The 20,889-nt window shown below is 74.7% G+C and carries 18 protein-coding genes; 10 read left to right on the top strand and 8 right to left on the bottom strand.

Features of this window, described 5'->3' with window-relative positions:
* Window positions 1-104: 104 nt before the first annotated feature.
* The 4 genes from ahcY (at window position 105) to efeB (ending at window position 5,359) form a co-directional block, all read left to right on the top strand.
* Window positions 105-1,604: an adenosylhomocysteinase gene (ahcY, locus tag NLX85_RS06780; protein ID WP_254332358.1), complete on the top strand. Its 1,500-nt coding sequence runs from the start codon at window positions 105-107 to the stop codon at window positions 1,602-1,604.
* A 293-nt stretch (window positions 1,605-1,897) separates the two neighbouring features.
* Window positions 1,898-2,860: an iron uptake transporter permease EfeU gene (gene efeU / locus NLX85_RS06775; protein WP_254332356.1), complete on the top strand. Its 963-nt coding sequence runs from the start codon at window positions 1,898-1,900 to the stop codon at window positions 2,858-2,860.
* Between the two features lie 28 nt (window positions 2,861-2,888).
* Entirely contained in the window at window positions 2,889-4,019 is a 1,131-nt protein-coding gene (gene efeO / locus NLX85_RS06770; protein WP_254332354.1) for an iron uptake system protein EfeO, read from the top strand.
* Between the two features lie 23 nt (window positions 4,020-4,042).
* Entirely contained in the window at window positions 4,043-5,359 is a 1,317-nt protein-coding gene (gene efeB, locus NLX85_RS06765) for an iron uptake transporter deferrochelatase/peroxidase subunit (protein ID WP_254332352.1), read from the top strand.
* 6 nt (window positions 5,360-5,365) lie between these two features.
* Here efeB and NLX85_RS06760 read toward each other — a convergent pair whose 3' ends face one another.
* Entirely contained in the window at window positions 5,366-6,334 is a 969-nt protein-coding gene (locus NLX85_RS06760; RefSeq protein ID WP_374628069.1) for an RDD family protein, read from the bottom strand.
* Between the two features lie 23 nt (window positions 6,335-6,357).
* Between NLX85_RS06760 and NLX85_RS06755 the strand changes: the two genes are divergently transcribed.
* Window positions 6,358-7,311: a stage II sporulation protein M gene (locus tag NLX85_RS06755; protein WP_254332348.1), complete on the top strand. Its 954-nt coding sequence runs from the start codon at window positions 6,358-6,360 to the stop codon at window positions 7,309-7,311.
* Here NLX85_RS06755 and NLX85_RS06750 read toward each other — a convergent pair.
* Genes NLX85_RS06750 through NLX85_RS06730 form a run of 5 tightly spaced genes read right to left on the bottom strand, consistent with a single transcriptional unit; the run spans window position 7,289 to window position 12,354 of the window.
* Window positions 7,289-8,599: a DUF58 domain-containing protein gene (locus NLX85_RS06750; protein ID WP_254332346.1), complete on the bottom strand. Its 1,311-nt coding sequence runs from the start codon at window positions 8,597-8,599 to the stop codon at window positions 7,289-7,291. The two genes, NLX85_RS06755 and NLX85_RS06750, sit on opposite strands and share 23 nt — an antisense overlap.
* The gene (locus NLX85_RS06745; protein ID WP_374628068.1) at window positions 8,596-9,570 is read right to left on the bottom strand and encodes an AAA family ATPase; all 975 of its coding nucleotides are present in this window, start codon (window positions 9,568-9,570) and stop codon (window positions 8,596-8,598) included. Before NLX85_RS06745 ends, NLX85_RS06750 begins: the two co-directional genes overlap by 4 nt.
* Window positions 9,571-9,581: 11 nt before the next feature.
* A complete protein-coding gene (locus tag NLX85_RS06740) occupies window positions 9,582-10,874 on the bottom strand; it encodes a DUF4350 domain-containing protein (protein WP_254332342.1) in 1,293 nt (430 codons plus the stop codon).
* On the bottom strand, window positions 10,871-11,518 hold the full coding sequence (locus tag NLX85_RS06735; RefSeq protein ID WP_254332340.1) for a DUF4129 domain-containing protein: 648 nt from the start codon (window positions 11,516-11,518) through the stop codon (window positions 10,871-10,873). Before NLX85_RS06735 ends, NLX85_RS06740 begins: the two co-directional genes overlap by 4 nt.
* Window positions 11,515-12,354, bottom strand: a complete 840-nt coding sequence (locus NLX85_RS06730) for a hypothetical protein (RefSeq protein WP_254332339.1) — start codon at window positions 12,352-12,354, stop codon at window positions 11,515-11,517. The genes NLX85_RS06735 and NLX85_RS06730 overlap by 4 nt, the downstream gene beginning before the upstream one ends.
* 212 nt (window positions 12,355-12,566) lie before the next feature.
* Between NLX85_RS06730 and mtrA the strand changes: the two genes are divergently transcribed.
* The 5 genes from mtrA to hpf all read left to right on the top strand — a co-directional run bounded on the left by mtrA (window position 12,567) and on the right by hpf (window position 18,444).
* On the top strand, window positions 12,567-13,256 hold the full coding sequence (mtrA, locus tag NLX85_RS06725; protein ID WP_046564340.1) for an MtrAB system response regulator MtrA: 690 nt from the start codon (window positions 12,567-12,569) through the stop codon (window positions 13,254-13,256).
* Window positions 13,257-13,347: 91 nt separating this feature from the next.
* Window positions 13,348-15,024, top strand: a complete 1,677-nt coding sequence (mtrB, locus tag NLX85_RS06720; RefSeq protein WP_254333681.1) for an MtrAB system histidine kinase MtrB — start codon at window positions 13,348-13,350, stop codon at window positions 15,022-15,024.
* Complete coding sequence (locus NLX85_RS06715; protein WP_254332333.1) at window positions 15,021-16,847, top strand: LpqB family beta-propeller domain-containing protein; 1,827 nt, start codon at window positions 15,021-15,023, stop codon at window positions 16,845-16,847. The genes mtrB and NLX85_RS06715 overlap by 4 nt, the downstream gene beginning before the upstream one ends.
* A 49-nt stretch (window positions 16,848-16,896) precedes the next feature.
* Window positions 16,897-17,550, top strand: coding sequence for a ComF family protein (locus tag NLX85_RS06710; RefSeq protein WP_254333673.1), 654 nt, complete (start codon window positions 16,897-16,899; stop codon window positions 17,548-17,550).
* A gap of 249 nt (window positions 17,551-17,799) precedes the next feature.
* The gene (gene hpf, locus NLX85_RS06705; protein WP_254332331.1) at window positions 17,800-18,444 is read left to right on the top strand and encodes a ribosome hibernation-promoting factor, HPF/YfiA family; all 645 of its coding nucleotides are present in this window, start codon (window positions 17,800-17,802) and stop codon (window positions 18,442-18,444) included.
* Window positions 18,445-18,511: 67 nt separating this feature from the next.
* Here hpf and NLX85_RS06700 read toward each other — a convergent pair whose 3' ends face one another.
* Both NLX85_RS06700 and NLX85_RS06695 read right to left on the bottom strand, forming a co-directional pair.
* Entirely contained in the window at window positions 18,512-19,618 is a 1,107-nt protein-coding gene (locus NLX85_RS06700; protein ID WP_254332329.1) for a GNAT family N-acetyltransferase, read from the bottom strand.
* Window positions 19,618-20,781, bottom strand: coding sequence for a GNAT family N-acetyltransferase (locus tag NLX85_RS06695; RefSeq protein ID WP_254332321.1), 1,164 nt, complete (start codon window positions 20,779-20,781; stop codon window positions 19,618-19,620). Before NLX85_RS06695 ends, NLX85_RS06700 begins: the two co-directional genes overlap by 1 nt.
* Between the last annotated feature and the right edge of the window lie 108 nt (window positions 20,782-20,889).

The following is a 20,889-nucleotide window of genomic DNA, read 5'->3' as shown; positions in this document are numbered from 1 at the left end:
GTCCGCCGACCGGACCGCCGCCTCGTCGGTCAACCGGGCACGGGAGAAGAAGTCCACGCGCGTAAGGTGGAAGGCTGCGCAGTCATCGTTCGACAGGAGCTTCCATGACCAGCACCCTCCCGGCGGCCCCCCGTGGCGCGTCGTCCGGAGCCCGGCCGAGCACCCTCGCCGAGGGCGACTACAAGGTGGCGGATCTGTCGCTCGCCGCGTTCGGGCGTAAGGAGATCCGTCTCGCCGAGCACGAGATGCCCGGCCTGATGGCGATCCGGCGCGAGTTCGCCGAGGCCCAGCCGCTCGCCGGCGCCCGCATCACCGGCTCGCTGCACATGACCATCCAGACCGCCGTCCTGATCGAGACCCTGGTCGCGCTCGGCGCGCAGGTCCGTTGGGCGTCCTGCAACATCTTCTCCACCCAGGACCACGCCGCCGCCGCGATCGTCGTCGGCGCGGACGGGACCCCCGAGGCCCCGGCCGGCGTCCCGGTCTACGCCTGGAAGGGCGAGAGCCTGGAGGAGTACTGGTGGTGCACCGAGCAGGTGCTCACCTGGCCCGACGGGCAGGGCCCGAACATGATCCTCGACGACGGCGGTGACGCCACCCTGCTCGTGCACAAGGGCGCCGAGTTCGAGAAGGCCGGCGTCGTGCCGCCGGTCGAGTCCGCCGACTCCGAGGAGTACGCGGTCATCCTCCAGCTGCTGCACCGCTCGCTCGCCGAGGACGGCCAGCGCTGGACCCGGATCGCCGCCGGCATCAAGGGCGTGACCGAGGAGACCACCACCGGCGTGCACCGGCTCTACGAGATGCACCGCGCCGGCACCCTGCTCTTCCCCGCCATCAACGTCAACGACTCGGTGACGAAGAGCAAGTTCGACAACAAGTACGGCTGCCGCCACTCGCTCATCGACGGCATCAATCGGGCCACCGACGTGCTGATCGGCGGCAAGATGGCGGTCGTCATGGGCTACGGCGACGTGGGCAAGGGCTGCGCCGAGTCGCTGCGCGGCCAGGGCGCCCGGGTCGTGGTGACCGAGGTCGACCCGATCTGCGCCCTCCAGGCGGCGATGGACGGCTACCAGGTGGCCACCCTGGACGACGTGGTCGAGCAGGCCGACATCTTCATCACCGCGACCGGCTGCTTCGACGTCATCACCCACGAGCACATGGCCCGGATGAAGCACCAGGCCATCGTCGGCAACATCGGCCACTTCGACAACGAGATCGACATGGCCGGTCTGGCGAAGCGCTCCGACGTGACCCGGGAGAACATCAAGCCGCAGGTCGACGTGTGGCGCTTCGAGGACGGCCACGCCATCATCGTGCTCTCCGAGGGCCGCCTGCTGAACCTGGGCAACGCGACCGGCCACCCGAGCTTTGTGATGTCGAACTCGTTCGCCAACCAGACCATCGCCCAGATCGAGCTCTACACCAAGACGGATGAATACCCGGTCGGCGTGTACGTGCTCCCCAAGCACCTGGACGAGAAGGTCGCCCGCCTGCACCTGGGCGCGCTCGGCGCCAAGCTGAGCACCCTCACCAAGGAGCAGGCCGCCTACCTGGGTGTGTCCCCGGAGGGCCCGTTCAAGCCGGAGCACTACCGCTACTGAGTTCCGCACCCGGAGGGGACCGGGGTCGGCCGCCGCGCGGCCGTCCCGGTCCCCTTCGCGTACGCGGGGCGCCGGCGGCTCCGGCGCTGCGCGCCGGCTCCCGGTGCCGGGTGGGGCCGAACGACCCTGGCGGGTGTGACCGCCGCCGGGCGAAGGTGAGGTGACCAGGGCATGTCAGCATGTCGACGGGTGGGGTGACGTTCGGCCGATCGACTTGACTCGGTGCCCGATCAGGAGCAAGGTATGGCTGCCCTAAGTTAACTGAGGCGTGCCTAACCAAACACGGAGTACCGATGTTCGCCACCTACCTGATCGGCCTGCGGGAGGGACTGGAAGCGACCCTCGTGGTCAGCATCCTGGTCGCCTTCCTCGTGAAGTCGCAGCGGCGTGACCGCCTGCCGCAGGTCTGGGCCGGGGTCGGCCTGGCCGTGGCGCTCTCCGTCTTCTTCGGCTGGCTGATCGAGTACACCTCGACCTCGCTGCTGGCGCGCTCCGAGGACCGCGAGCTGTTCGAGGCCGTCACCTCGGTGGCCGCCGTGGTCTTCGTGACCTGGATGATCTTCTGGATGCGCAGGGCCGCCCGGACGATCGCCGGCGAGCTGCGCGGCAAGCTCACCGAGGCGCTCGCCGTCGGTTCCCTCGCGGTCGCCGGCATGGCCTTCCTCGCGGTGATCCGGGAGGGCCTGGAGACCGCGCTGATCTTCTACTCCGCCGCGCAGAGCGCGGCCGGCGGCACCGGCGCCGGCGCGCTGCTCTCGCTGGCCGGCGGCGTCGCCACCGCCGTGGTGATCGGCTTCCTGCTCTACCGGAGCGCCCTGAAGATCAACCTGAGCAAGTTCTTCACCTGGACCGGCGCGCTGCTGATCCTGGTCGCCGCCGGCATCCTCAAGTACGGCGTGCACGACTTCCAGGAGGCCGGCGTGCTGCCCGGCCTGAACAACCAGGCCTTCGACATCTCCTCGACGCTCGACCCGAACGCCTGGTACGGCGCGCTGCTCGCCGGCATGTTCAACATCACCGCCGCCCCGACCGTGCTGGAGATGATCGCCTGGGTGGCCTACGCGGTCCCGGTGCTCGTCCTCTTCCTGCGCAAGCCGGCCGCCCCGGCCCGGCCCGCCGCACCCGCCGCCCCGCCGGCCGCGACCGGCGCCGCCGCGACCTCCCCGGCCGAGCCGGCCGCCGCGACCACGCCGGCCGAGCCGGCCGAGCCGGCCGCCGCCGAGGCTCCCACCACCACCGCGACCCAGCGCGCCTGACCGGCCCGTTTCCGAGGAGACACCACCGATGCGTACCACTCGATTCGTCGCGCCCGCCGCCGCCGGGGTGCTCGCCGTCGCCGGGCTGGCCGGCTGCGGGGGCGGTGACGACTCCGACGCCAAGGCCGGCGGCCCGATCGCCGTCAAGGCCACCGACAGCGCCTGCGAGGTCGGCGTCACCGAGGTCGAGGCCGGGCAGGTGACCTTCAAGGTGACCAACTCCGGGTCCAAGGTCAACGAGTTCTACGTCTACGCCGCCGGCGACCGGGTGATGGGCGAGGTGGAGAACATCGCCCCCGGCCTGAGCCGCGAGCTCCACGTCGAGCTGCCCGCCGGCACGTACGAGACCGCCTGCAAGCCCGGCATGAGCGGCCGCGGCATCCGGGCCGCCCTGAAGGTCAGCGGCACCGCCGCGACCGTCGCGCCCGACGCGGCGCTCAGCCAGGCCACCGCCAGCTACCAGCGCTACGTGCAGAGCCAGACGGCCGCGCTGCTCACGAAGACCGAGGAGTTCGTGGCCGCGGTCAAGGCCAACGACGTGGCCAAGGCCAAGGAGCTGTACCCGGTGGCCCGCACCTACTGGGAGCGGATCGAGCCGGTGGCGGAGAGCTTCGGCGACCTCGACCCGAAGATCGACGGCCGCGAGGAGGTCGTCGAGGAGGGCATGCCGTTCACCGGCTTCCACCGGATCGAGAAGGACCTGTGGACCACCGGCGACGTCAGCAAGGACGGCGCCATCGCCGACCAGCTCCTCGTCGACGTCAAGGCGATCGTGGCCAAGGCCAACGCCGAGAAGCTCACCCCGCTCCAGCTCGCCAACGGCGCCAAGGCGCTCCTCGACGAGGTCGCCAGCGGCAAGATCACCGGCGAGGAGGAGCGGTACTCGCACACCGACCTCTGGGACTTCAACGCCAACCTGGAGGGCTCGAAGGCGGCCATCGCCGCGCTGCGCCCCGCCCTGGAGCAGCGCTCGCCCGACCTGGTCAAGCAGCTCGACACCGAGTTCGCCAACGTCGAGGCCGCGCTCGGCAAGCACCGTGCCGGCGACGGCTGGAAGCTGCACACCCAGCTCAGCAAGGCCGAGCTCAAGGAACTCTCGGACAGCATCAACGCCCTGGCCGAGCCGATCAGCAAGGTTGCCGCGGTCGTCGCCCGATGACGACCGGGTCCGGAGGTGACGTGATGAGCGAGACGAACACCGACGAGACGAACACCGACGAGACGACCCGCGGTACCGGCGTGTCCCGGCGCCGCGCCATCACCCTGGCCGGAGCCGGCGTGGCCGGTGTCGCCGGGGTGGCGGTCGGCGCGGGCGCGCTGTTCGGCGGCGGCGACCAGGCGTCGGCCACCGAGACGGCCGCCGGCGCGGTCCCGTTCCACGGCGAGCACCAGGCCGGCATCATCACCCCCGCCCAGGACCGGCTGCACTTCGTCGCGTTCGACGTGATCACCAAGGACCGGGCCCGGCTGGTCGCGCTGCTCCAGGAGTGGAGCGCCGCCGCGGCCCGGATGACCGCCGGCAAGGACGCCGGCCTGATCGGCGCGGTCGACGGCGTGCCGGAGGCCCCGCCGGACGACACCGGCGAGGCGCTCGGGCTCCCCCCGTCGCAGCTCACCATCACCGTCGGCTTCGGGCCGACGCTGTTCCGCGACGCCCAGGGCCGGGACCGCTTCGGCATCGCCGACAAGCGGCCCGCCGCCCTGGCCGACCTGCCGCACTTCGCCGGGGACGCGCTCAAGCCGGAACTGTCCGGCGGCGACATCTGCGTCCAGGCCTGCGCCAACGACCCGCAGGTGGCGGTGCACGCCATCCGCAACCTGGCCCGGATCGGCATGGGCGTGGTCAGCGTCCGCTGGTCGCAGCTCGGCTTCGGGCGTACCTCGTCGACGTCGCGGGGGCAGGCCACCCCGCGCAACCTGTTCGGCTTCAAGGACGGCACCGCCAACCTCAAGGCCGAGGACGCCGACCTGCTCCGCGAGCAGCTCTGGGCCCAGCCCGGCGACGGCCCCGCCTGGATGGCCGGCGGGTCCTACCTGGTCACCCGCAAGATCCGGATGCTGGTCGAGACCTGGGACCGCAGCCCCCTGGCCGAGCAGGAGATGATCGTCGGCCGGACCAAGGGCAGCGGAGCGCCGCTCGGCAAGCGCGCCGAGTTCGACGAGCCGGACTTCGCCGCCAAGGGCGACGACGGCGAGCCGGTGATCGCCGAGACCTCGCACGTCCGGCTCGCCCACCCGGACCAGAACGACGGCGCCCGCCTGCTGCGTCGCGGCTACAACTTCGTGGACGGCTCGGACGGGCTGGGCCGGCTCGACGCCGGGCTCTTCTTCATCGCCTACCAGCGGGACCCGCGCAAGCAGTTCGTGCCGATCCAGACCCGGCTGGCCCGCAACGACGCCATGAACGAATACCTGCGGCACGTCTCCAGCGGCCTGTTCGCCTGCCCGCCCGGCGTCCGCGACGCCGCCGACTGGTGGGGCCGGGAACTGTTCTCCTGACCGGGGTCAGCGCCCGGCGCGAACCGAGGTGGGCTGTCCGCGTACCGGATCGGGCTGGGTGGGGACGGCGGGCCGCAGGGTGGCCGGCGCCGGGGTGGCCGGCGTGGAGGTCAGCTCCGGCCACAGCGTGGCGGTGACCGCCCGGGCGCGGCCCAGCCGGTACGCGGCCCGGCGACCCCGCTCGGCGAGCACGGCGGCCAGGTACGCCGACTCGGGCGCGACCCACGGCGGGGGCGGCGACGTGACCGCCGCGACCTCGGCCCACAGCCCCCGGCCCAGCCGGCTCCGGTCCGGCTCGGCGAGCTGGTGCAACCGGCCCAGGTACTGCCGGACGGCCAGGGCCAGCCCGTCGTCCACCCGGCTCAGGTCGAGGGTGGCCGCCCAGCCGAGCAGCGGCGGCACGGGCGGCGGGGCCGGCCGCCACACCCCGGCGCCGCGGGTGTGCACGACCAGCGTGCCGGCGACGAGGTCGCCCAGCCGCCGCCCGCGCGGGTCGGTCAGCATCACCGTCACGCTCGCCGCCCAGCTCAGCAGCGGCAGCACCAGCCCCGGCCACTCCACGGCCACGCCCACCAGCGCCCGGGTCAGCGACTGGCCGACCCCGACCGGGCCCCCGTCGGCGCGGACCACCCGCAGCCCCACGGCCAGCTTGCCCAGCGTCCGGCCGCCCGCGAAGCGCTCCATGAGCACCGGGTAGCCGACCAGCACCAGCACCAGCACCACGAGCTGCAGGGCGCCGGCCAGCGCGGCGTCCATGAGGTCGCGCGGCAGGCTCAACACCAGCACCGACAGGGCCGCGCTGAGCAGCATGGCCACCACGAGCTGGGCCACCAGGTCGATCAGCAGGGCGAGCACCCGGGAGCCCAGCCGGGCCGCCCGGACGTCCAGCTCCACCGCCTCGCCGCTGACCAGACCGGCGTCGGCCCACCGGGCCGGTGGGGGAGGTTGCGCGCGCACCCCGACAGTGAACACTATGTGCGCCGGACGGGGGAGGACGAGTGGATCTCGACGCGTACGTGGCCGAGCACGGCGCCGAGTGGCGGCGGCTGGAGCAGTTGACCGGCCGGCGGAAGCTGGACGCGGCCGAGGTGGACGAGCTGGTCGGCCTCTACCAGCGCACCGCCACCCACCTGTCCGCGCTGCGCAGCCGGGCCCCCGAACCGGCCCTGGTCGGCCGCCTCTCCCACCTGGTGCTCGCGGCACGGGCCCGGATCACCGGCCGCCCCCGGCCCTCCTGGGCGGCGGTGGGCCGGTTCCTCGTCGGCGACCTGCCGGCCGCCCTCTACCGGGCCTGGCCCTGGTGGTGCGCGGTGGCCACCGGCTTCAGCGCCCTCACCGCCTTCCTCATCTGGTTCGTCGCCGGCCACCCGGACACCGCCGCCGCGTTCATCGGCGCCGAGGCGGCCCGGCAGCTCGTCGACTCCGGCTTCGCCGGCTACTACACCGAGTTCACCGCGCCGACCTTCGCGTTCCACCTGTGGACGCACAACGCCTGGCTGGCCGCGCAGTGCCTGGCCGCCGGGGTGCTCGTGGTGCCGGTGCTCTGGCTGCTCTGGCAGAACGCCCTGAACATCGGCGTGGTGGGCGGCGTGATGATCTCCTACGGCCGGGCCGACGTGTTCTTCGGCATGATCACCCCGCACGGGCTGCTCGAACTCACCGGCATATACGTGGCGGCCGGCGTCGGGCTGCGTACCGCGTGGGCCTGGATCGCCCCGCCGGCACACCTGAGCCGGGGCCGCGCGGTCGCCGAGGCGGGCCGCTCCGCCATCGTGGTCGCCGCCGGCCTGGTCGGCCTCTTCGCGGTCTCCGCGCTGCTGGAGGCGTTCGTGACCCCGGCGCCGCTGCCGGTCGCCGTCCGGGTGGGGATCGGCGCCACGGTCTGGCTGGCCTTCCTGGCGTACGCGCTGCTCCTCGGCGGCCGGGCGGTCAGAGCTGGCCGAGGGACTTGAGCCGCAGGTAGGTGTCGGCGACCGCCGGGGCGAGCCGGTCGGCTGGGGCGTCCACCACGGTCACCCCGTGCCGGGACAGCGCGGCCCGGACCCGGTCCCGCTCGGCCAGGGCCCGCCAGGCCGCCGCGGCGGCGTACGCGTCGTCGGGGCCGGTCGGCGGGGCGGTGGTGAGCCCGGTCAGCACCGGGTCGTGGGTGGCCGCGAGCACCACCCGGTGCCGGGCGGCCAGCCGGGGCAGCACGGGCAGCAGCCCCTCGCCGAGCGCGCCCGCCTCCAGGGCGGTGAAGAGCACCACGAGGCTGCGCTGCCGTTCCCGGCGCAGCACCTCCCCGGCGATCAGCTCGAAGTCGGTCTCCACGAGCGCCGGCTGGAGCGGGGCGACCGCGTCCACCAGCCGGGCGAGCAGCGCGGGCCGGCCGCTGCCGGTCACCCGGGCCCGCACGACGGTGTCAGCGGCGAGCAGGTCGACCCGGTCGCCGGCCCGGGCGGCCAGCGCGGTGAGCAGCAGCGCCGCGTCGATCGCGGTGTCCAGCCGAGGCTCGTCGCCGAGCCGGACCGCCGAGGTGCGGCCGGTGTCCAGCACGCAGACCAGCCGCCGGTCCCGCTCCGGCCGCCAGGTACGCACCAGCACGTCCGAGCGGCGGGCGCTGGCCCGCCAGTCGATCGAGCGCACGTCGTCGCCGACCACGTACTCGCGGAGGGTGTCGAACTCGGTGCCGTGGCCCCGCCCCCGGGTCACCTGGACGCCGTCGATGATCCGCAGCTTGGCCAGCTTCTCGGGCAGGTGCCGGCGCGAGTCGAACCGGGGGAGCACGCGCAGCGTCCACGGCGGCGTGGCCGGGTGGCCGGCGCGCTGCCGGAAGGCCAGCCGCAACGGCCCGAGGGAGCGCACGGTCAACGCCACCGCGGGCCGGTCGCCGCGTCGCGCCGGGGTGAGCCGGACCGGCAGGGTGGCCGTGCCGCCCGGTGCGACGGTGAGCACCCGCCCGTCGGGGAGGTCGGGTCGCGCCCCGGCCGACGGCACCCAGGCGTCGCGCACCTGGGCGCGCAGCGTCCGGGCGGAGGAGTTGGCCAGGTGCAGGGTGACCGTGGCGGTGCCGCCGAGCCGAACCGCCCGGTCACCGGCGCGGGTGGCGGTGACCCCGTGCAACGGCGCCGCGAGGGTCCAGTCGAGGACGACCAGCAGCAGCACCGCCGCGGTCAGCACGGCGACGCCGAGGAACGGCGCCGGCCAGGCCGGCAGGGTCGCCGCGCTCGCCGCGAGCAGCAGACCCGCCCGCCAGGTCATCGCGGCGTCGGCACGGTGGCCAGCACCGCGTCCAGCACGGCGTCCACGGTCACGCCCTCCAGCTCCACCTCCGGCCGCAGCCGGAGCCGGTGCCGCAGGGTGGGCCGGGCGACCGCCTTCACGTCGTCCGGGGTGACGTGGTCCCGGCCGGCCAGCCAGGACCACGCCTTGGCGGTGCTCAGCAGGGCGGTGGCGCCGCGGGGCGAGGCGCCCAGCTCCAGCGCCGGGGCGACCCGGGTGGCCCGGCACAGGTCCACGATGTAGCCGAGCACCGGTTCGGCCACGTGCACCGCGCGCACCGCCGCCCGGGCCGCGGCCAGGTCGGCCGCGGTGGCCACCGGGCGTACGCCGGCGGCGCGCAGGTCGCGCGGGTCGAAGCCGGCATGGTGCGCCCGGAGCACGCCCAGCTCCTCGTCCCGCTGCGGCAGCGGCACGGTCAGCTTGAGCAGGAACCGGTCCAGCTGCGCCTCCGGCAGCGGGTAGGTGCCCTCGTACTCGACGGGGTTCTGGGTGGCCGCCACGATGAACGGGTCGGGCAGCGGGCGGCGCTCACCCTCGACGGAGACCTGCCGCTCCTCCATGACCTCCAGCAGCGCCGACTGGGTCTTCGGCGGGGTGCGGTTGATCTCGTCGGCGAGGAGCAGGTTGGTGAAGACCGGCCCCTCGCGGAAGGTGAAGGCGGCGGTGCGCGGGTCGAAGATCAGCGACCCGGTGACGTCGCCGGGCATCAGGTCGGGGGTGAACTGCACCCGCTTGGACTCCAGGTCCAGCGCGCCGGCCACGGTCCGCACCAGCAGGGTCTTGGCCACCCCGGGTACGCCCTCCAGCAGCACGTGCCCCCGGCAGAGCAGCGCGATGACCAGGCCGGTGACCACGGCGTCCTGCCCGACGACGGCCTTGGCCACCTCGGCTCGCAGCCGGTGCAGGGCGGCGCGGGCGTCGGGCTGCGCGGCGGGCGACGCGGCGGCGATGACGGGTCCGGTCACCGGGGATCTCCTTCGGTCGGGTGGGGGGCCAGGGTACGGCTCAGGGCGTCCAGGTCGCGGGCCAGCTCCAGCAGCTCCCGGTCGTCTTCCGGGGCAGCGCCGTGCAGCAGCTCGGCCACCCGCTCCGGGTCGGCCCCGGCGTGCGCGGCGACCCGGGCGGCCACCTCGTCGGGCGGCGTGTCCGGGGGCAGGTTGAGCCGGGGCAGCAGCCGGTCCAGCGCGGCGGCGCGCAGCGTCGCGGCGGCGGTGTCCCGGGCGCCGGCCCGGCGGTAGAGCCGGGCGCGGCCGAGCACCGTCTCGGCGGAGTGGACGGTCACCGGCAGCGGCTCCGGCACGGGCGGGCCGAGCCGGCGGGCCCGCCAGAGCACCAGCAGCAGCCCGGCCACGGCGAGCTGCGCCAGCACCGCCCAGAACCAGGGCGGGAAGGCGTCCCAGAGCGGGTTGTGCCAGTTCGGCGGCGGGTCCGCCCGGTCCTCCGCGCGCCCGCCGGTGCGCCGGGGCACCGGGGTCCCGTCGCCGTCCGGGGTCGGCGACCAGCTCGGCCCGGTCGGGGCCGGCTCGGGTCCGGGCAGGTCGAGCCAGACCAGCGGGCGGTCGCCGCCGAGCAGGCCAGTGGCGAGGCTCCGGTTGCCCCACTCGTCGATCCGGTCGTTGCGGAAGGGGTCGCTGGCACCAATCACCACCACCTCGGCGCCCCAGGAGACCCGGCGCAGCGCGCCCGCGTAGCACCGGTCGACGAGCGACGGCCCGGCGTACCGCTGGTGGTCGACGGCGGCGGTGCCGGCGCGCAGCGCCTCCGGCAGCCGGCAGGACGAGCCGTCGGCGTCCGGCGGCAGGGCCCGGGTGGCCCACCGGCGGTCGGTCGGTTCCAGCGGCAGGGCCAGGCCGGTCAGCACCCGGCGGGACGGCTCGACCAGCACGAGCCGGCTGCCGCCGGGCAGCACGGTCAGGGCGGCCAGGGTGTCCGGGTGCACCAGCTCGGGGGCGGGCACGAAGAGGGTGACCGGGCCGGGCCCGACGGCCCGCAGGGCCTGCCGCGTGTCGGTCTCCCGGCGGATCGGCACCCCCTGGCCGCGCAGCGCCTCGGCCAGCCGGCTGCCCCCGTCGCCGCCGGTGGCGACCGGGGACAGGAAGCCCCGGTCGGCCGGGTCGGGCTGGTCCACGGCGTGCAGGACCAGGGTGGTCACGATCAGCAGCACGGCCAGCCCGAGCGGGACCAGCATCCGGTGCCACCGGCGGCGGGGCGCGGGCGGCGCTGCCGGGCGGGCCGGGTCGAGGGTGGCGGTCACCGGGGGTCCCCCTCCACGGCCAGCTCGCGCCGCAGGTCGGCGGCGAGGTCACGCATCCGGTGGTCGTGCGCGGCGGTGGCCGGGCGCTGGGCGTACCAGAGGTCGGAGAAGATCACCCCGGCGGCGTGCAGGGTGGGGTGCACGCCGGGCCGGACCCGGGCGACTGCCGCGGTCAGCTCGGTGACGGTCAGCCCGGGGCGGGGCTCCACCAGTTGCCGCGCCACCAGGAGGCGCACCATCTCGCGCAGCCGTTCCCGGACCGCCTCGGCGTACCGGCCCTCGGCGGCGAGCCGGTCGGCGAGGCCGGTGGTGGCGGCCGGCCCCGGCTCGGGCAACCGGGGCGCGGGCAGCGGCACCGCCGGCGTGTCCGGCCGGGCCCGGCGGCGGCGCCGGGGCAGCCGCAGCTTCGGCCGCCGCAGTCGGGGCAGGCGCAGGCGGGGCAGCCGGAGCCGGGGCAGGCGGAGCCGGGGGAGCCGGGGGAGCCGTGGCCGGCCGACCCGGGGCAGCCGGCGGGGCACCCAGGCGGGGAAGAAGTACCAGGCGAGCGCGACCAGCAGCGCCCCGGCCAGCAGGAGCAGGGCGGCCAGCGGCAGCGGTACGGCGTCGCCCAGCGCGGCGACCGACTCGGTCCACCACCGGCTCACCTCGGCACCGCCAGCAGGACGGGCTCCGGGGTGCCGGCCGGGGCGCGCGAGAGCCGGATGTCCAGCCCCTCGGTGCGCATCCGGGTCTCCAGGTGCAGCACCGCGTCCAGGCAGGCCAGCGCCGGGTACGCGACCGCGTTGACCGCCGCCCAGGCGACGGTGGCGACCGGCAGCGCCCAGGCGGAGACGTCGAAGAGCCCCAGCAGGCCGAGGCCGTGGTAGACGCCCAGCCCGATGCCGAGCCGGATCAGCCACCAGCCCAGGTAGCCGAGCAGCCGGATCGCGGCGGCCCGCCCGCCGACCCGGACCGCCAGCCGCAGCGCCCGCCCCGGCGCCCGGTGCGCCGCCACCCGGTCCACCACGAGCACCGGCACCACGGCGCCGAGCAGCCCGTACGCGACCAACCAGGCCGGCCCGGCCAGCCCGGCGAGCAGGACGGTCGACCCGACCGCGACCCCGGCCAGCAGGGTGGCCCCCCAGCGGGCGCCGTGCAGCAGCTCGCGTGCCCCGGTGCGGCGGCCCAGCAGGGCGGCCCCGGCGCTCCGGGCGGCCGGGTTGCCCAGCAGCGCGATGATCATGGCCTCGGTGCCGGCGCCGAGCGCCAGCAGGAGCCAGTACCAGCCGAGCCGGTCCGGGTCGAACCACCACCCGGGCGGCCGGGCGCCGGCCAGCACCCGCAGCGGGTGCAGCAGGGCCTGCTCACCGACGGCCAGCAGGACGGCGAGCGGGACGAGCACCCGGGCCTGGTTGCGCAGCAGCAGGACGGCCGAGTCGAGCAGCTCACCGACCGTCAGCGGACGGCGTGGGAGCACCGCGGTCGGGCCGACGTCGGGCACGGGGTACTCCTGGCGAGCGGGTCGAGGTGGCGGGCGGCGACACGCCCGAGGGATCATGGTTGCACGGCGCGTCCGCGCCCGGTGGACCCGTCCGCCACGACGCGCCACGCGGGCGGCCACGCCGTCAGCTGTGGTGCCGGACGGCCCTCGGCGCTACGGTGCCGTGAAGACGGCGGACCCTACGAACGAACGGGGATGGAACGATAAACCCCATGAGAGCCCGGGTACTGGTGGTCGACGACGACCCAGCACTCGCCGAGATGCTCGGCATCGTCCTGCGCAGCGAGGGCTTCGTGCCCTCCTTCGTCGCGGACGGAGAACGGGCACTGGCCGCGTTCCGTGACAGCCGGCCCGACATCGTCCTGCTCGACCTGATGCTGCCCGGCATGAGCGGCATCGACGTGGCCCGGGCCATCCGGGGCGAGTCCGGCGTGCCGATCGTGATGCTGACGGCCAAGAGCGACACGGTCGACGTGGTGCTCGGGCTGGAGTCCGGGGCCGACGACTACGTGGTCAAGCCGTTCAAGCCCAAGGAGCTGGTGGCCCGGATGCGGGCCCGGCTGCGCCGGGGCGAGGACGTGGCGCCGGAGCTGCTCACCATCGGCCCGCCCGGTAACCAGATCACCATCGACGTGCCCGCGCACACGGTGAGCCGGGACGGCGAGGAGGTGAAGCTGACGCCGCTGGAGTTCGACCTGCTGGTCGCGCTCGCCCGCAAGCCGCGCCAGGTCTTCACCCGGGAGGTGCTGCTGGAGCAGGTCTGGGGCTACCGGCACGCCGCCGACACCCGCCTGGTCAACGTGCACGTGCAGCGGCTGCGCGCCAAGATCGAGCCGGATCCGGAGCGACCCGAAATCATCCTCACCGTGCGAGGCGTGGGCTACAAGGCGGGCACCGGATAGCCTGGTCAGCACTGTGGTGACCTCCCCGCGCCCCGACTCGCCGACCGCCGCGTCCCGCCGGCTCCCCGCCGCGCGGGCGCTGTGGCGCGTGCTGGCCGGCCGTGCGGCCCGGCTCGCCGCGGGCGTCCACCAGACCTGGCGCCGCTCGCTCCAGGTCCGTGTGGTATCCATCACACTGGTGGCGTCCAGCCTGCTGGTGGGCGGGTTCGCCTACCTGATCGCCGACAAGCTCACCAACATCCTGCTGGAGAACGCCGAGACCGACGTCCTGCTGCGGCTCCAGAACGGCAGCGACTACGCCTCGAAGCAGTTCAACCTCTACAGCCAGCCGCAGGAGGCCCAGCTCCAGGACACCATCGACGGCACGGTCAACTACCTGGCCGGCGGTGACCCGGCGCAGACCAGCGGCGTGGTGGTGGCGATCACCGCCGACAACTTCGCCGGCTACATCGAGTCGCGCACCTCACCCGACGTGCAGGTACGTCCGCTGATCAGCCGGGAGCTGCGGGCCTCGGTGGCGGCCGGGAACGTGGCACACCAGGTCCGCACCGGCACGCTCGACGGCCAGCGCACCAAGTACCTGGTCTACGGCTCCCCGGTGCCGACCCGGTTCGGGCAGGTGGAGCTCTACTACCTCGTACCCCTGGCCCGGCAGGACGCCACGGCGGCCGACGCCCGGGCCACCGTGGTGGCCACCGGCGCGGCCCTGGTCCTGCTGCTCGGCCTGCTGGCCGCCCTGGTCACCCGCCTGGTGGTGACCCCGGTGCGGGTGGCCGCCCGGACCGCCCAGCGCCTCTCGGCCGGCCTGCTCGACCAGCGGATGGTGGTCAACGGCGAGGACGACCTGGCCCTGCTCGCCGCCTCGTTCAACCAGATGGCGACCAACCTGCAGCGGCAGATCCTCCGGCTGGAGGAGATGTCCCGGCTGCAACGCCGGTTCACCTCCGACGTCTCCCACGAGCTGCGGACCCCGCTGACCACGGTCCGGATGGCCGCCGACCTGATCTTCGCCGAGCGGGACGAGTTCGACCCGGCCGTGGCGCGCAGCGCCGAGCTGCTCCAGGCCGAGCTGGACCGGTTCGAGGAACTCCTCACCGACCTGCTGGAGATCAGCCGCTTCGACGCCGGCTTCGCCATGCTCGACAGCGAGCCGACCGACGTGGTGCCGGTCGTGCACCGGGTGGCCGAGCGGCTGGCCGGGCTGGCCGAGCGGGTCGGGGTGGCCATCGAGCTGGACCTGCCGGACAGCCCGGTGATCGCCGAGGTGGACCCGCGCCGGGTCGAGCGGGTGCTGCGCAACCTGGTCGGCAACGCGGTCGAGCACGGCGAGGCCAAGCCCGTGCGGATCACCCTGGGCATGGACCAGAGCGCGGTGGCGATCACCGTGCGGGACCACGGCGTCGGGCTCAAGCCGGGCGAGGAGAAGCTGGTCTTCAACCGGTTCTGGCGGGCCGACCCGTCCCGGGCCCGGCAGACCGGTGGCACCGGCCTGGGCCTGTCGATCAGCCTCGAGGACGCCCGGCTGCACGGCGGCTGGCTGGAGGCGTGGGGCGCGCCCGGGCAGGGCGCCCAGTTCCGGCTGACCCTGCCGGTCCGGGCCGGCGACCGACTGACCACGTCGCCGCTGCGGCTCGTGCCGGCCGACGCCACCCTGCCGTTCGGCGGCCCGCGCTCCGGCGGGCTGCTCGCCATCGGTCCGGGCAGCGGCGCCGGGGCGCTTGCCGTCGGGCCGGCGGAGCCGGGCGAACGGGCGGAGGTGGGGCCATGAGTGCGAGACGTCAGCCCGTCACCCTCAGGCGGCGTGTGCTGGTCGCGCTGCTGGGCGGCGTGCTGCTTCCCGCCGGGCTGGCCGCATGCGGGATCCCGAACGAGACCGAGGTGCAGGTCGACGGCTCGGGCCCGGCCGCCGAGGCCGGCGCGCTGAACGGCAGCCCCGCTCGGCCGCCCACCCCGGGCGACAGCGTCGAGCCCGTCCCGTTCATCGAGAACTACCTGCGGGCGGCCGCCGCCGGGGAGCGCGAGCAGGCCTACGCCCGGGTCAAGGAGTTCGTCGGGCAGGAGGCGAAGGGCCTGCTGCGGGAGAAGCCGCAGAGCAGCGAGATCGAGCTGACCGTGGTGCGGCTGCTGGAGAAGCCGGAGGTCACGCCGCCGAACAACCAGGGCACCAGCGACGTGACGGTCAAGGTGCAGCAGGTCGGCGTGCTGCGCGCCGACGGCGCCCTGGACTCGCCGGAGGCCAGCGAGACCGAGTACCAGTTCCAGCTGCGCCGGGCGGATCCGGCCGGCTCCGGGCTGCTCCTTTCCAACGTGCCCAACGTGCTGCTGGTCAGCGACACCGCACTGCGGGAGTACTACCGGTCGCGCACCATCTACTTCTGGAACTCCGACCGGTCACGGCTGGTGCCCGACCTGCGTTACCTGCCCTCGTCGGTGCCGACCGAGCGGCGGGTCACCGACGTGGTGAAGTGGCTGACCGGGGGCCCGTCGAAGTGGCTGGCGCAGGGGGTGACCGGGCTGCCCGACGGCACCCGGCCGATCAACAACGCCACCGGCGCGGACGGGCACTGGGAGGTCAACCTCACCATGCCGGGGGCCGACGACAAGAAGCTCGGCCTCCTTGCCACCCAGCTCGCCTGGTCACTGCCCGAGCTGAGCGGTCAGCTCGACCTGAAGATCCAGAACCAGAAGCGGCGGACCATCGACCTCGAGCAGGAGCGGGCGGAACACGCCGTGTACCCCACCGGGGACCGACCGGTCCGGTACAGCGTCTACGACGGCGCCGTCCGCCCGCTCGCCATCGCCAACGAGGCGAGAGCCGCCGTCCCGCTGGCGCCGGAGGACAACAAGAACGTGGTCGCCGCGGCGCTGGCCCGCGCCGACGACCAGGTGCTGGCCGCGCTGGTGGTGACCGGCACGGACCGCCGGCAGCGGCTCAAGGTCGGCTCCGGCCCGGACCCGGTGGCGGTGTTCGACATCAGCAAGGACACGTACGGCACTCTCAGCCGACCCAGCTGGCTCCGTTCGCTCGACGAGCGGCACCCCGCCGGCCTCGTGGCCGCGGACCGCAAGCTCTACCGGTTCGACGGGGCGGCCGGGATGAGCCCCGTCCCGCTGGCCGTCACCGGTCCCGTCGTGGCGGTCGCCGGGTCCCTCGACGGGCACCGGATCGCCCTGGTCATCGGGGGCGCCCTCTATGTGGCGGCGGTGAACGTCGACGGCGGCGTGGTGAGCGTGGGCCAGCTGCGCCAACTGACCACCCTGCTCACCGGCATCAGTGCCGTCGACTGGGTGGCCGAGAACGACCTGGTGCTTGCCGGCAACGAGGCGGACCGGCGGCCGGCGATCCACCAGATCACGGTCGACGGCGCCCAGGATACGGCGCTCAAGCGGGACATCGGCGCCGAAGTGACCCAGTTGGCCGCGTACCCCGGCAGCGCGGTCGGTGGGCCGCCAGCGCTGTCGTACATGTACGAGGCGAACCGGGCGGCCTACCGGAACAACCCGATCGACATCATCAAGCGGGAACAGGTGCTGGACGTGCCGGCGGGCAGCCGGGCGACCAACCCGACGGCCCCCTTCTTCCTCTACTGAGGCGCCGGTGCCGGGCCTGGGCGGATTCTGGTCGGACCTGACCGACCTGGTGCTGCCGGCCGGCTGCGCCGGCTGCGCGGAGCGGGCACTCGGCCTGCGGCAGGGTTTCTGCCCGCGATGCGTCGCCGAGCTGGAGTCGCTGCGACCCGCCCCGACCCGCCCCGATCCGGCCCCGCCCGGCCTGCCGCCCTGCGTCGCCCTCGGCCCGTACGCGGGCGCGCTGCGCCACGGGCTGCTGGCGTACAAGGAGCGGGGCCGGCACGGGCTGGCCCGGCCGCTGGGCGCGCTGCTCGCCGAGGTGGTCGCCGCGGCGGCGGGCTCGCGCCGGGCGGTGACCCTGGTGGCGGTGCCGGACACTGCGCGGGCGGCCCGGGCCCGCTACGGCGACCACCTGGACCGGCTGGCCCGCCACGCGGCGGACCGGCTGCGCGCGGCCGGCTGGCCGGTACGCGTGCTCCGCCCGCTGCGCGCGCTGCCCCGGCCGGACTCGGTGGCACTGGACAGCGCCGGCCGGGCCGCCGCGGCCGACGCGGCGTTCCGGCTGCGCCGGGCCGGCGGGGCGGACGGGTCCGTGGTGCTGCTCGACGACATCGTCACCACGGGGGCGACCCTGGCGGCGGTGAGTCGGGTTCTGCGCGAGGCGGGAATGACGCCAAAGGTCGCGGCGGTGCTCGCCGCAACGCAAAAGCGGCACCATCAGTGACGCTTCGTGTTTCCGTTTCACCCCATGGTGTATGAGCTGTTAAATTTCGCGGCCTCTCCCGGCGACTAGGGGTGACTGGTGGCCGAACAGGAGTTAGCGTTTTCGTGTCGGGGGTAGGAGGTCTCCAACCTTCCCCGGCACTGGAAGGAGGCGTAGCCGTACACCATCGGTCGACGCCGAACGGGGTTCTCCCTGGGTGCGTCGACCGGAAGATCCGGACCGAACGACCGTCCGAACAAGGGAGGTCACGTGGACATCGTGGTCAAGGGCCGTAACGTCGAAGTGCCGGACCATTACCGGGTGCACGTAGCCGAGAAACTCGCAAAGATCGAACGCTACGACCACAAGCTCATTCGCGTGGACGTCGAGTTGTTCCACGAGCGCAATCCGCGCCAGGCCGATCACTGCCAGCGGGTGGAAATCACCTGCGTGACGCGCGGCCCGGTGATCCGGGCCGAGGCCTGCACGAATGATTTCTACAGCGCGCTGGACGCCGCCATCGCCAAGCTGGACACCCGCTTCCGCCGGGCGGCCGACCGCCGCCGGGTGCACCGCGGCCGGCACGCGCCGCTCTCCGTCGCCGCCGCCACCGCCGACCTGCCGGTGGCCGACCTCGACGGGGCCGGCCCGGCGTCCCTGAACGGGCACGGGACGGCCACCGCCGTCGCGGAACGGCCCGACGAGGGCGACTACGAGGAGCACGACGACCAGCCGTGGCACATCGCGCGGGCGAAGGTGCACCCCGCCGAGCCGATGACGGTCGACGACGCGCTGTTCCAGATGGAACTGGTCGGCCACGACTTCTACCTGTTCCACGACAAGGAGTCGGGCCGCCCGAGCGTGGTCTACCGCCGGCACGCCTACGACTACGGGATCATCTCGCTCGACACCTGACCCCTGACCACCCCGCAGGACACGACCGGCCGGAAGCCGTGGTGGGCGACCACCGCGGCTTCCGCCGTCAGGTGGTGCGGTCGTCCGGCAGCAACCCGAAGATGAGTGAGTCGACCCGGTTGCCGTCCGGGCCGGGGAGCCGGCCGCGCAGCAGCCCTTCCCGCCGGAAGCCGACCTTGTCGAGGACCCGCTGCGAGGCGACGTTCTCCGGTCGGGTGCCGGCCCAGAGCCGGGCCAGCCCGATGTCGAACGCCCAGCCGGCGACGAGCCGCACCGCCCGGGTGGTCAGCCCCCGGCCGCGCGCCTCCGGCAGCAGGCTGTAGCCGAGCATGCCCTGGCCGGTGGCGGGCTCGTCGTACATCAGGGCACAGCCGCCGGCCATCGCGTCGGTCGCCGCGTCGAGGATCGCGAAATCGGCCGAGAGGCCGGCCAGCCAACGGCTCTCCGCCAGCCGGCAGCGCCGCTCGATGGACGCCCGCGTCGGCGCCACCGGCGGGACCCGGTTCGCCACCACCTCCGGCAGCGAGTGCAGCCGGTACAGCGCCTCGGCGTCCGCCGGCCCCACCCGGCGCAGCGTCACCACGCCGTCGGTGAGCCGGCCATCGGGCAGGTCCGGCAGCAGCCGGGCGGTCGGCCCGGGCGGGTCGTCGGCGAGGCGTACCCAGGCGACCAGGTCGTGCCGACCGTGCCGGCCCTGGCCGGCCGACCGGCGTACCCCCTCGTGCCGGAACCCGGCGGCCAGCGCCACCCGCTGGCTGGCCCCGTTCTCCTCCTCGGTGAGCAGTTCGAGCCGGACGGTGCCGGCGGCGAAGGCCGCCTCGGCCAGCGCACGGGTGGCGGCCGTGGCGACGCCCCGGCCGCGCGCCCACGGCGCGACCCAGTAGCCGATCTCCGCCTGCCCGCGCTCCGCCACCGGGTGGCTTAGGCCGACCGCGCCGATCAACCGGTCGGTGGCCGGGTCGGCGATCACGTACGCCGCGCCGCCGGTGGCCCAGGCCGCCGGGGCGCCCTCGGTGATCCACCACCGGGCGCTCTCCTCGGTGTACGGGTCGGGCAGGCCGGGCAGGAACCGCTGGGTGAGCGGGTCGGCGCAGGCGGCGGCCGTGTCCGCCAGATCGCTGAGCCGATTCCGCCGCAGCCGCACCCCGTGGGCCTCGATGGTCTCCGGCGTCATCACAGGTCCTGCGGGAGCAGCCCGCCGACCCAGACGTCGTGCCGTTCCCCGCGGTGCTGGACGCCGCTGCGGAGGGTGCCCTCGACGGTGAAGCCCGCCTTCTCGGCGGCCCGGCGGGACGCGGTGTTGCCGACGTTGGCCCGCCACTCGATCCGGGCCAGCCCCAGCGTGGTGAATCCCCAGGCACAGAGCGCGGCGAGCGCGGCCGGCAGGTAGCCCCGGCCCCGGGCGTGCGGCGCCGTCATGAAGCCCACGTCGGCGACGAGCGGCGCGCCGGGGGAGATCCGCAGGTCGATCGAGGCGACGTACCGGTCGTCGGCATCGGCGACCGCGTAGGAGGCGCCGGTGCCCCGGGCCCAGGCCGCCTGCGCGATGTCCCGCAGGAAGCCCTCGGCGTGCTCCCGCTGGTAGGGGTGCGGCACCGTGGTCCAGCGGATGGTCTCCTCGTCGCGGCAGGTGGTCACGAGCGCGTCGATGTCGCGCTCCTCCAGAGGGCGCAGCCGCAGCTCGGTGGCGCCGGCGGTGGCGAACAGGACCGGCTGGGGCCGGCCGAAGACCGCCGCCCGGCGGGCCTGGAGGGTGTCCGGGCCGTGCGGGGCGGGCTCGCCGGGCGCGGCCAGCTCGGCCGGGAGGAGGGAGCCGATCCAGCCCTCCGGGCGGCCGTCGACGGCCGGGTGGGCCATCCGCAGCTCGCCCTCGACGCGGAAGCCGGCGCGGAGCGCGACCAGTCGGGAGGCGTGGTTGCCGACCTCGGCCTGCCAGATCAACCGGCGCAGCTTCAGCGCGTCGAACGCCCAGCGGGCGACCGCCCGGGTGGCCCGGACCGCCACGCCCCGGCCGCGGGCCCAGGGCGCGGTCCAGTAGCCGATCTCGGCCGAGTCGAGGCCCCGGTCGATCGCGACCAGGCCGCAGGAGGCGAGCAGCTCACCGGTCCCGGCGTCGCAGACCGCGAACGGCGCGCCGGTGCCCTCCGCCCAGGCCGTCCCGCTGATCGTGGTCACGAATCCCAGGGCGTGTTCGGGCAGGTACGGGCGAGGTACGGTGGTCCAGCGCTGGATGTCCGGATCCTGGCAGGCGCGGTACACCGCGTCGGCGTCCTCCGCCCGCCAGGGTCGCAGCAGCAGGCCGTCCTCGGTGATCTCCACAGGCTCCACCCGAGCCATCGTGCCGGATCGTTCGCGTACGGCGTAACCCGATTACCGCCGCTCAGCGCCCCGGCTCGGCGTTATGTCGGGTTCGCGGCTCCGGACCGCCGCCACCAGTGACCATCG

The sequence above is a fragment of the Micromonospora sp. A3M-1-15 genome (genome assembly GCF_024213425.1).
Classification (GTDB): Bacteria; Actinomycetota; Actinomycetes; order Mycobacteriales; family Micromonosporaceae; genus Micromonospora; species Micromonospora chersina.
This window is presented reverse-complemented; position numbering and strand designations above follow the sequence as displayed.

What these genes read in the sequence shown, in the direction of transcription:
- NLX85_RS06750 (WP_254332346.1), bottom strand. Translation starts at nt 8,599, where the DNA reads ATGACCTGGCGGGCGGGTCTGCTGCTCGCGGCGAGCGCGGCGACCCTG.
- NLX85_RS06715 (WP_254332333.1), top strand. Translation starts at nt 15,021, where the DNA reads ATGAGTGCGAGACGTCAGCCCGTCACCCTCAGGCGGCGTGTGCTGGTC.
- ahcY (WP_254332358.1), top strand. Translation starts at nt 105, where the DNA reads ATGACCAGCACCCTCCCGGCGGCCCCCCGTGGCGCGTCGTCCGGAGCC.
- NLX85_RS06700 (WP_254332329.1), bottom strand. Translation starts at nt 19,618, where the DNA reads ATGACGCCGGAGACCATCGAGGCCCACGGGGTGCGGCTGCGGCGGAAT.
- NLX85_RS06695 (WP_254332321.1), bottom strand. Translation starts at nt 20,781, where the DNA reads ATGGCTCGGGTGGAGCCTGTGGAGATCACCGAGGACGGCCTGCTGCTG.
- efeO (WP_254332354.1), top strand. Translation starts at nt 2,889, where the DNA reads ATGCGTACCACTCGATTCGTCGCGCCCGCCGCCGCCGGGGTGCTCGCC.
- efeB (WP_254332352.1), top strand. Translation starts at nt 4,043, where the DNA reads ATGAGCGAGACGAACACCGACGAGACGAACACCGACGAGACGACCCGC.
- efeU (WP_254332356.1), top strand. Translation starts at nt 1,898, where the DNA reads ATGTTCGCCACCTACCTGATCGGCCTGCGGGAGGGACTGGAAGCGACC.
- mtrA (WP_046564340.1), top strand. Translation starts at nt 12,567, where the DNA reads ATGAGAGCCCGGGTACTGGTGGTCGACGACGACCCAGCACTCGCCGAG.